Here is a 10,245-nt window from a genome sequence, read left to right as displayed (position 1 = left end):
CAACAGAAAAAAGAACAGTAGTAGTAACAGGTGTAGAAATGTTCAGAAAACAACTTGACGAAGCAGAAGCAGGAGATAACATCGGAGCATTACTAAGAGGTGTACAAAGAGAAGACATCGAAAGAGGACAAGTATTAGCAGCACCTGGAACAATCCACCCACACACAAAATTTGAAGCAGAAGTATACGTATTAACAAAAGAAGAAGGAGGAAGACACACACCATTCTTCTCAGGATACAGACCACAATTCTACTTCAGAACAACAGATGTAACAGGAAACATCGCATTAGAAGAAGGCGTAGAAATGGTAATGCCAGGAGATAACGCAAAATTCATAATCGAATTAATCACTCCAATCGCAATCGAAGAAGGATTAAGATTTGCCATCAGAGAAGGCGGAAGAACAGTAGGAGCTGGCGTTGTTTCTAAAATTATAGAATAATAATCTTAATTAAGGTAGATAAATTAGACAAGCTGAGCATCCGTTTTTAATGGATGCTCTAATTTTTTAAAGGAGGATTTTATGAACGATTTAACAAAAATATTGTTTGACTATTTTAAGGATAACGATATAGACCCAAACAAAGTTGCAAATTTAATTGAAGATGCAAAGATTAATGTGCTTGATGAAATGTACGGTGAGAAAGGAGAATGGGTGCTTAAAAAACTTGGCAGTGTTGAAAGCTTTGATAAGGAAAAAATCTTCCATTCAATAGCTCAAACATCCGATTCTGCAGAAGCAAAGATGAATACTTCTGATGTGAACATTATCGTTGAAGATGTGTTGAAGAAAATGAAATCTATCAAGAGAAATGTATATCCAACAAAAGAAATCAGAGGATATGTTGAGGAAGCATTGAGAGAAGAAGGCTACAAAAAAGTATTAGAAGCATACAAAAACAACTAATTTGAGGTGAAAATGAACACGAAATTATTGAAAAAAGTCTTGGCATCGACACTTGCACTTTCCATGGTTCTTCCAATTGGCGTTGTAAATGCTGACAAACAAAATACACAACAACAAGAAAAATCACAACAAACTAAAAGAATATCCGGCAAGGATAGAATCACAACATCTGTAGAAATATCCAAATCAGCATATACTACATCAGAAAATGTAGTACTTGCAAGTGGATTCAACTTTGCAGATGCATTATCAGCAGGACAACTTGCATCAGCACTTAACGCGCCACTTTTATTATCATCACAATATAAACTAGATTCACAAACAAAAAACGAAATTGAACGTTTGAAAGCAAAAAAAGTCTACGTTGTAGGTGGAGATAATGCAATCAGTAAAAGTGGAGTTGACACAACATTAAAATCAGAAAAGATTGACGTAACACGACTTGAAGGACAAGACAGATATTCTACATCCCAAAAAGTAATGGAAAAAACAAAAGATATAATCAATCCAGAATATTTGTTGATAGCAAGTGGCAAAAACTTCCCAGATGCACTAGCAGCGACATCATTTTTTGTAAATCACAAATCAGTAATGGTTTTAAGTGATGGAGTAACTTATCCACAATCAAACTTACAAGAAATCGCAATCGGTGGGAAAAACCAACTACCACTAAAAGGCTTCACAGGAAGAAGAGTTTCTGGAAAAGACAGATACGAAACAGCACTAGAAATCGCAAAGCTTTCATTTGACAAAAACAACAACGCAATCCTTGCAAGTGGACAAGTATTCGCAGATAGCTTGTCAGCAGTAAGCTTAACTAAAAAACACAACGCACCAATCATACTTACACAATCAGATTATTTGACAGAAAATGCCAAGAAATATTTGAATGGCAAGAACGTGTTCATAGTTGGTGGGGAAAAGACTGTTGTGAAGGATATATTGACTAACATTACGGCTGAACAAAGAGCAAAGATAGCTGAAGAAATAAGACAAGAAGAAAAAGATAACAAAAATCCAAATAGAAAAAAGGCAAAAGAAAATCTGGATAAAGCTGAAAAGAAATTAAACGGTAGCAAGGAAGAATTAGAAAATCTTAAAGCTGAATTAAAAAAGCATCAAGAAGATCCAGAAACTAAGAAAAAGCTTGAAGAAGATATCAAAAAACTCGAAGATGAAGAAAAAGAGTTTGGAGAAATTAATAAGAGTATTGTAGCAGAAGCCAACATGAAAATTGAAGAGATTGACAAAGTTCTTCCAGCAATCGACGCTACAATTAATGAAGGTGCGTTTGCATTTTTTAAATGGGCAGGAGAAAAATACCCAGAATACAAACAAGATACTGAAAATGGACTTGCGATTTTGAACGAATATTTACAAAAAGGTGACGTGAAAAAAATTCCTGAAGACGCAACATCCTATGAAAACATGGTAATGACTGCGGATTGGCTTGAACAATTAAACGGTTTAAGATTAAAGGATGAACATTTCACAGGCTTGAAAAAATTAGATACTAATTTTGAAATTTTGGCTAAAGCTATGGTAAGTTGTAATAGATCATGGGATTATACTAAAGGACACTTGAAAACTTTTCGTGTTTGGGAAAATTTACACTGGGGAGTTACAAACCCATTTAAGGGATGGTATGATGATGAAAAATTAGTTTATGAAGAATTGATGAATACAATAAATACGAAATACTCCACAGAACCTACAGAATCAGCAATGGAAAAAGCAAAAGCCGATTTTATGACAAATCACAATGGGAAAAAGCCTGTAATCGGTCATTACACTAATATTTTAAGTGATAAAATTAATGTTGTCGCTGTAACTAAAAATTCTTCACAAAATGGATATTTTAGAAATACATTTTGTATGAATGGAGATTTCGGATTTAGATATAATACGTTTATTACAGAAGAAAAATATCGTGAAATCATCAATGAATATAAGAAATCTACAGATAAAAAAGCATTATTAGGAGAAAAAGAAAAAGCAGAAAAAACTTTGAAAGATATTGAAGAAACAAATGCCATTCGAGCTAAAAAAATTGAAAACCTTAAAAAAGGTGACGATGATAAAACTCAAGAACTTAAGGAAAAAATAAAGCTCAAAGAATCAGAGTTGCAATTGGTACAAAAACAATTTGAAAAAGTAAAACAAACTTACGACAAACTAAAATAACACAAAGGGTGCAGAAGAATCTGCACTCTTTTTTATTGAACGATTTTATCAAAAAAATCTCAAATCGGGTATAATAGTATTGAAGGTAAAATAATGGGAGAATTTCTATTGTTTTATTCAAATATCATAATGAATTATGGAGGAGAAAAATGTTAAAAAATCAATTGAAGAAGTTGACTGTAGCGGCATTGATTGCGGCTATGATTGTGCCAGCAAGTGCATCAAATGCTGCGTCACAAAAAGTTACAAGAATATCCGGCAAGGATAGAATCACAACATCTGTAGAAATATCCAAATCAGCATACACTACATCAGAAAATGTCGTACTTGCAAGTGGATTCAATTTTGCAGATGCATTATCAGCAGGTCAACTTGCATCAGCACTTAACGCACCACTTTTATTATCATCACAAAATAAACTAGATTCACAAACAAAAAATGAAATCAAACGTTTGAAAGCAAAAAAAGTCTACGTTGTAGGTGGAGATAACGCAATCAGCAAAACTGGAATTGACACAACATTAAAATCAAAAAAGATTGACGTAACAAGACTTGAAGGACAGGACAGATATTCTACATCTCAAAAAGTAATGGAAAAAACGAAAGAAATCATCAACCCAGAATATTTGTTGATAGCAAGTGGCAAAAACTTCCCAGATGCACTAGCAGCGACATCCTTCTTTGTCAATCACAAATCAGTAATGGTATTAAGTGACGGAGTAACTTATCCACAATCAAACCTACAAGAAATCGCAATCGGTGGGAAAAATCAACTACCACTAAAAGGCTTCAAAGGAAAAAGAGTTTCCGGAAAAGACAGATACGAAACAGCACTAGAAATCGCAAAGCTTTCATTCGACAAAAACAACAACGCAATCCTTGCAAGTGGACAAGTTTTTGCAGATAGCTTGTCAGCAGTAAGTTTAACCAAAAAACACAACGCACCAATCATTCTTACACAATCAAATAGCTTGACAGAAAATGCTAAGAAATATTTGAATGGCAAGAATGTGTTCATAGTTGGTGGGGAAAAAACTGTTGTGAAGGATATTTTGACTAGGAAAAAACCTATTGCAAAGAAAGAAGATAAGAATTTGCACACAAAAACTGGTGAATATTGTTCAACACTAATACAGAAAAAGCTATCAAAATCAAAATCGAGAGAGTATAACCAAGCTTACGATGTTAAAATTAAGGGTGATTACCTGATAGTTTCTGGACATATGAAATACTGTAAAGACATTAATTCTTTTTCTGACGGTAAACCTTTAGGTCACAGCGTAAATCATTCTTTCAAAATAACTAATAAAACAAAATTTAAAGTGCACAGTGGAATGGCTCCTACAGCTTATTACAAAGCAAGTGATTTTATTAATTACTACCACAAAGTTAGTAATGTAGGATTGTCACTATCGATTACTGTTGAAAATGGCGTGGCAACTGAGGTTCTGATAGCTTCGTAAATATTAAACACAAGGGTGTAGATTGTTCTGCACTCTTTTTTATTTAACGATTTTATCTAAAAACATCAAATAGTGTATAATGAGATTAAATATAGGAGGAGTTTATGAACAAAACGAAGAACAAAAGCTTGTGGACACTTATCATTGGCGTGGTGTGTCTTGTGGTTAGTTTTATATTGAAGGATTTTCAGTTCGATTTCTTAGGGAATCTGAGACCTATTGGATTAGTGACGGTATATATTTGCCCGATTTTAGGAATAATTGGAATTGTTTTTTCTTTGATTGAAAAAAGTGTAGTGAGGGCTATTTTGAATTTTTTGTTAGTATTAGCATTTCCAATAGTTATGTTCGTGGGAAATATGCTAATTAGGTAGTATTTGATAATAAAATTTTTTATAAATTTATTAGTTATTATGGTATCATAGTAGTATATTAAATTAATGGAGGAGAAAATGTTTATTAAAAATTTGAAAAAACTTACACTAGCCGCATTGGTTATTTCTTTTATGATTCCAGCGGGTGTGTCTAGCGCAAATGTTGAAAATGTTACGAGGATTGCAGGAAAAGATAGGATTGCTACTTCCATTGAAATTTCAAAAGCGATGTTCAATGAATCGGACAATGTTGTACTTGCTAGTGGATTTAACTTTGCAGATGCTTTGTCAGCGGGTCAACTTGCTGCGGCGTTAAATGCGCCACTTATTTTGTCAAAAGATCAATTGGACAATAGAACTACCGATGAAATTGCTAAGCTAAAACCAAAAAATATCTACATTGTTGGCGGAGAAACGGCGTTGAGTTCAAATATTGAAGAATCCGTAAAATCCGTTGTAAATGATATTAACATTGAAAGACTTAAGGGAAACGACAGATACGAAACTTCAGTGAAGGTTATGGAAAAAACCAAAGAGTTTGTCGATGCAGAATACTTATTGATAGCAAGCGGAAAAAACTTCCCTGACGCTCTTAGTGCTACTAGTTTCATGGCAGATCACAAGGCGTTGATGGTTCTTAGTGATGGTAATTCTTATCCGAAATCCGATTTACAAGAAATCGCAATTGGTGGAGTTAACCAACTTCCGTTGAACGGTTTTACTGGGGAAAGAATAGCAGGAAATGACAGATATCAAACAGCATTGGCTATAGCAAGACGTTCATTTGAAAATAATGAAAATGCTATATTGGCAAATTCAAAAGTTTTTGCAGATAGTTTGTCAGCGGTAAGCGTTGCGAAAAATTACAAGGCCCCTATTATTTTGACTGACAATGAAAATTTGACACAATCAACTAAGAGTTATTTGGATAATATGAAATCTGTAACTATTATTGGTGGGGAAAAGTCTGTAGCTAGCAATATATTTTCTAATCCTACTGCTGAAGAAGTAAATGAGATGAAAAGACTTGAAAATGAAAGAAAAGCTAAGGAAGAACAAGCTAGAAAGCAAAGAGAATTAGAACTTAAAAAGCAAGAACAAGCCAAAAAAGAAGCTTCCAAACCAAGTAAGCCAAACTACATCTACCAAGATGGATATGGTCCTGTTGGAGAAGGAAGAATTAAAGGAAATATGAATTCGATGATTTATCATCTTCCTGGACAAAGAGACAACAACAAGATTAAACCAAGTCATATAAGATATTTTAGAACAGAAAAAGAAGCTCGTGCTGCAGGTTTTAGAAGAGCTTTGAGATAATAGAGAATGCTTCGTTATTAGCGAAGCATTTTTTTATTGCAATAACAAATCTCATTTGGGTATATATATGTAAGGAAGTGATTAAATGAGAATTTTGTATGCGATTAAAAATATGGAAATTTGCATCAACAGTGTTGGTGCTGGTATCGAATATTTCAGGATAAATGGTGCGGATGCGATTGATGATTTGAAAATCTGTATTCCAAATTATGGTGTGGACAAGACTTTTCGTTATCCGACTGATGGGCTTTTCGTAGATGAAGAATACGATGTTGTGAGCAAATCTGAGGATATGTGCGTTCTAAGATGTGTGTGTGAAGGGATTGAAAGTTTTGTTGTGTATCAATTCACAAATGACAGCGTGAGTGTTAATGTGAATGTGATTAACAATTCCGACCACACAATTAAAATGAATCCAGCAGTTGTGATTGATTGGAAAAATAATTTGGAAAGTCAAAATATTGTAAGTGAGATTTCTGGATACAAATTAGAATCGACAAGTGATTTTGTGTACGGAAATTGTTCTTATTATGTGTCTAATTTGAACAGGGATTCAGTTGGTTCAAAGTTTGCTTTGAAAAGCGGTGAGAAATGTTCTATTTCTGCTAAGATTAGGATAGTTTCGTGATTTATCGCCATCGTGAGATATAAATTTATGCGCTATTTTATGATATAATAATATGATAACGGAGGTGGGATTATTAATACGATTGATTATAAATCTTTAATGAAAATTTCATTAAAAGCTCTGATGATTTATGTTGTGAGCTTATTTTTATTTCCATTTGGATTTATTGTGTTGCCTTCTTATTTTATTAAGTTAGGATTGGAAAAAGATAACAGATTGGCTCTGATATCTTTCGGGATATTTTTTGTGTTGAGTTTGGTTGTGTCGACTCCTATGATTGCTATTCCTGTCGGATTGTACATAATTTTGGTGTTCTGTTCGATTTTGAATTTGCTAAGTTCTGGATTTTCTGACACACAGGCTATAACGATTAGTTTCGTTGGAATTTGTGTTTTCGTTTTGTTGACGAATTTGCTTTTGAAACTAAATGCAGATATGTCGATTGCAGATGTGATTAACGTAAAGTTGAATGATTTCATGAAGGTTTTGAGTTCTGTGAAGATGGACGAGGAAATGATGAAGTCTGTTAAAATTATGTTTGAACAATCATCTAAGCTTATTGTAAGGGCTGTGTATGCAATTTTGGGACTTATCGCTTTTTATACAAGTGTGTTGAATGTGTATATTCCACAAAAATCTAAAAAACATCAGTTTCACGATTTCAGAATAGATACGAAATTCACAATCACAATTGTTGGCTTGGTGTTGATTTCGGGAATTGTTTATTTTGTGAATAAGGATTTGGGAAATTATTTGTTGTATAATTTGTCGGTTTTCGGAATTAGTTCGTACTTATTGGGAGGAATTGCTTTGATGTTTTCATATTTGAAATCATTATCGACTCCTTTTAAGGTGTTGACTGTGTTGGTTTCTGTTACAATTCAACCGTTTATTTATATTTTGGCATTCTTAGGGGCTTTGAATAGCTTTAAAGATTTGAGAAAGAAGGAAAACAATGAAAGAGCTTAAATATTCGCTGAAACATTTGATTGTACAAGCAGTTTTGTTGGTGATACTTTCTGCGATTTTGTTTTATTTTCAAAATATCATAGGAACTTTGGCTTTTATTGCTTCGGCTTTTATGATTGTGGATCAATACACATACATCAATAATAAGAATAAAAAGGTTGAGGAGAAGATTATTAATCTTAATAATGAGTTTACAGATATTACAAAAAATGCTGTATTCAAGGTTCCTTTTCCACTTTTGATTCTCAACGATAAGAATAAAATTAGCTGGTTTAACACTTATTTTAAGGATTTGGCTGATGATGAGATTGAGATTTTCAACAATGAAGTCGAAAAAATTCTGGATTTGAAGACTGTAAAAGACGATGAAGATAACTTGGATTATTATGAAACTCAAGTTGACGGCAAATACTACAGATTTTATCCTGTTACTATAAAAGATAGTGAAGACAAGGATTTGACTTTGCTTTATGGAATCGACAACACCGCTTTTATGGATGTTGTGACGCTTTTGGATGAAAAAAGACTGGGACTTGTCGATATTTTCATAGATAATTACGACGAAGCACGTAACAGCATCAAGGAAGAAGAAAGAACGAGAGTGTTCTCAGATGTTGAAAATATTTTGCAAGATTTTGCGAGAGAACACAATGCGTATATTAGAAAATACGAATCAGATAAGTTCTCAATGATTGTCGAAAAACACGAGCTTGAAAATATTATGCAACAAAAATTCTCTGTGTTAGATATGATTAAGGAAATTCAAAACACTAATAATGTTCCTGTTACTTTGAGTATTGGGGCATCAATTATTGGAGATAATCCTTATGAAATTCATGAGAAATCCAGATCTTGTTTGGATGTTGCATTAGGCCGTGGTGGTGACCAAGCAGTGGTTGACACAGGTGAATTAAAATATTTCGGTGGCAAGAACAAAGCCGTTGAAAAACGTAACAAGGTTAAGGCAAGAGTTGTGTCACATGCGTTGAAGCAACTTATTGTACAAAGCTCCAATGTGTTTATTATGGGACACAGAAATCCAGACATGGACTCTATCGGCTCTAGCTTGGGAATGTTAGAAGCGTGTAGGATTAACAACAAGGAATGCTACATTATTTTGAATGAGGTTGGCCCTCAAATCGAAAATATTTATAATGCAGTTCTTGAAGAAAAACCAGATTACAAGAAATATTTTGTAAAGAATGCATTTGCGAAGGAAAATTGTAACAGCAATAGTTTGGTGATTATTTGCGATAATCACAGAAGAAACTCTGTTGAATGCCAAGAAATTATGGATATTGCGAAAAATATCGTGGTCATCGATCACCACAGAAGAAGTTCCGATTATATTAAAGAAACGTCGTTGACTTATTTGGAACCTTACGCATCTAGTGCATCTGAAATGGTGACAGAAGTGTTATTTTATATGACAGAAAAACTAGAGATTCCAAAAATTGTTGCAGAAGCATTACTTGCAGGAATAACTGTGGATACGAAGAATTTCTTCTATCAAACAGGTGTTAGAACTTTTGAAGCGGCGTCTATCTTGAAAAGACAAGGTGCGGATAGTGTCAGGGTTAAGAAACTATTCAAGGATGATGAGAGAACTATCAAACTAAAATCTGACGTAATCGCTTCATCGAAAATGTATAAAGATAATATCGCCATCGGAAGATTGGAAGAAGAAGTGGACGAATCCATTTTGGTTGCGGCACAATCAGCAGATGATTTGCTCAACATTTTGGGAGTGGAAGCTTCGTTTGTGTTGGCGAAGATAAAGGATAAAATCCATGTTAGTGCGAGAAGTTTGGGCAAAATCTCCGTACAATTGATTTTGGAAAAAGTCGGGGGCGGAGGTCACCTTACAAGTGCAGGTGCGCAATTAGAATGCAGCATGGATGAAGCAGAAGAAAAGATAAAACAAGCAATTGATGAATATATCAAGGAGGATACGGATGAAAGTTATATTGACTAGTGATGTAGAAAAGCTTGGAAAAGCTGGAGAAATGGTTAATGCAAAGACTGGTTTTGCGAGAAATTTTCTACTACCAAATAAATTAGCAGTACAAGCAACAAAAGAAAACATCAAAATTTGGGAAGAAAAACAAGCAGAATTAAGAGCGATTGAAAGAGAAAACATCAAAAACGCTAATGAATTGAAAGAAAAAATCGAAAACACAAAAGTTAAGATTATCGCAAAAACAGGTGAAGGCGACAGACTTTTCGGCTCAATCACTTCAATGGATATCGAAAAAGCATTGAAAGAGCAACACGGTTTGGATATTGATAAGAAAAAAATTGAAATGAAAGACAACATCAAATCTTTGGGAACATTTAACGTTATAGTTAAGGTATATCCAGACATTAACGCTAACTTGGAAGTAATTGTAGACAAAGAATAA

General features: G+C 33.8%; 9 protein-coding genes and 1 pseudogene. All 10 read left to right on the top strand.

Features of this window, described 5'->3' with window-relative positions; translation table 11 throughout:
• A partial coding sequence (locus ACU68W_RS07805) for an EF-Tu C-terminal domain-related protein (protein ID WP_446756377.1) occupies positions 1 to 443 on the top strand: 443 nt, incomplete at its 5' end.
• A gap of 81 nt (positions 444 to 524) precedes the next feature.
• Positions 525 to 908 (top strand): ATP cone domain-containing protein, encoded by a 384-nt coding sequence (locus ACU68W_RS07800; protein ID WP_306479423.1) that lies wholly within the window; start codon positions 525 to 527, stop codon positions 906 to 908.
• A 12-nt stretch (positions 909 to 920) separates the two neighbouring features.
• A pseudogene (locus ACU68W_RS07795) lies at positions 921 to 1,856 on the top strand (cell wall-binding repeat-containing protein); the annotation flags it as partial.
• A gap of 1,385 nt (positions 1,857 to 3,241) precedes the next feature.
• Positions 3,242 to 4,555, top strand: coding sequence for a cell wall-binding repeat-containing protein (locus ACU68W_RS07790; RefSeq protein ID WP_446756376.1), 1,314 nt, complete (start codon positions 3,242 to 3,244; stop codon positions 4,553 to 4,555).
• A gap of 104 nt (positions 4,556 to 4,659) precedes the next feature.
• Positions 4,660 to 4,929, top strand: a complete 270-nt coding sequence (locus ACU68W_RS07785; RefSeq protein ID WP_094207937.1) for a hypothetical protein — start codon at positions 4,660 to 4,662, stop codon at positions 4,927 to 4,929.
• Between the two features lie 78 nt (positions 4,930 to 5,007).
• On the top strand, positions 5,008 to 6,246 hold the full coding sequence (locus tag ACU68W_RS07780; protein WP_446756375.1) for a cell wall-binding repeat-containing protein: 1,239 nt from the start codon (positions 5,008 to 5,010) through the stop codon (positions 6,244 to 6,246).
• An 85-nt stretch (positions 6,247 to 6,331) separates the two neighbouring features.
• Positions 6,332 to 6,874: a hypothetical protein gene (locus ACU68W_RS07775; RefSeq protein ID WP_446756374.1), complete on the top strand. Its 543-nt coding sequence runs from the start codon at positions 6,332 to 6,334 to the stop codon at positions 6,872 to 6,874.
• A gap of 99 nt (positions 6,875 to 6,973) precedes the next feature.
• The gene (locus tag ACU68W_RS07770; protein ID WP_446756373.1) at positions 6,974 to 7,843 is read left to right on the top strand and encodes a DUF2232 domain-containing protein; all 870 of its coding nucleotides are present in this window, start codon (positions 6,974 to 6,976) and stop codon (positions 7,841 to 7,843) included.
• Positions 7,830 to 9,818, top strand: coding sequence for a DHH family phosphoesterase (locus ACU68W_RS07765; RefSeq protein ID WP_154272921.1), 1,989 nt, complete (start codon positions 7,830 to 7,832; stop codon positions 9,816 to 9,818). The genes ACU68W_RS07770 and ACU68W_RS07765 overlap by 14 nt, the downstream gene beginning before the upstream one ends.
• A complete protein-coding gene (rplI, locus tag ACU68W_RS07760; protein ID WP_353316759.1) occupies positions 9,799 to 10,245 on the top strand; it encodes a 50S ribosomal protein L9 in 447 nt (148 codons plus the stop codon). The genes ACU68W_RS07765 and rplI overlap by 20 nt, the downstream gene beginning before the upstream one ends.

Source organism: Finegoldia sp. P2-F-LR (genome assembly GCF_052932265.1).
This window is presented reverse-complemented; position numbering and strand designations above follow the sequence as displayed.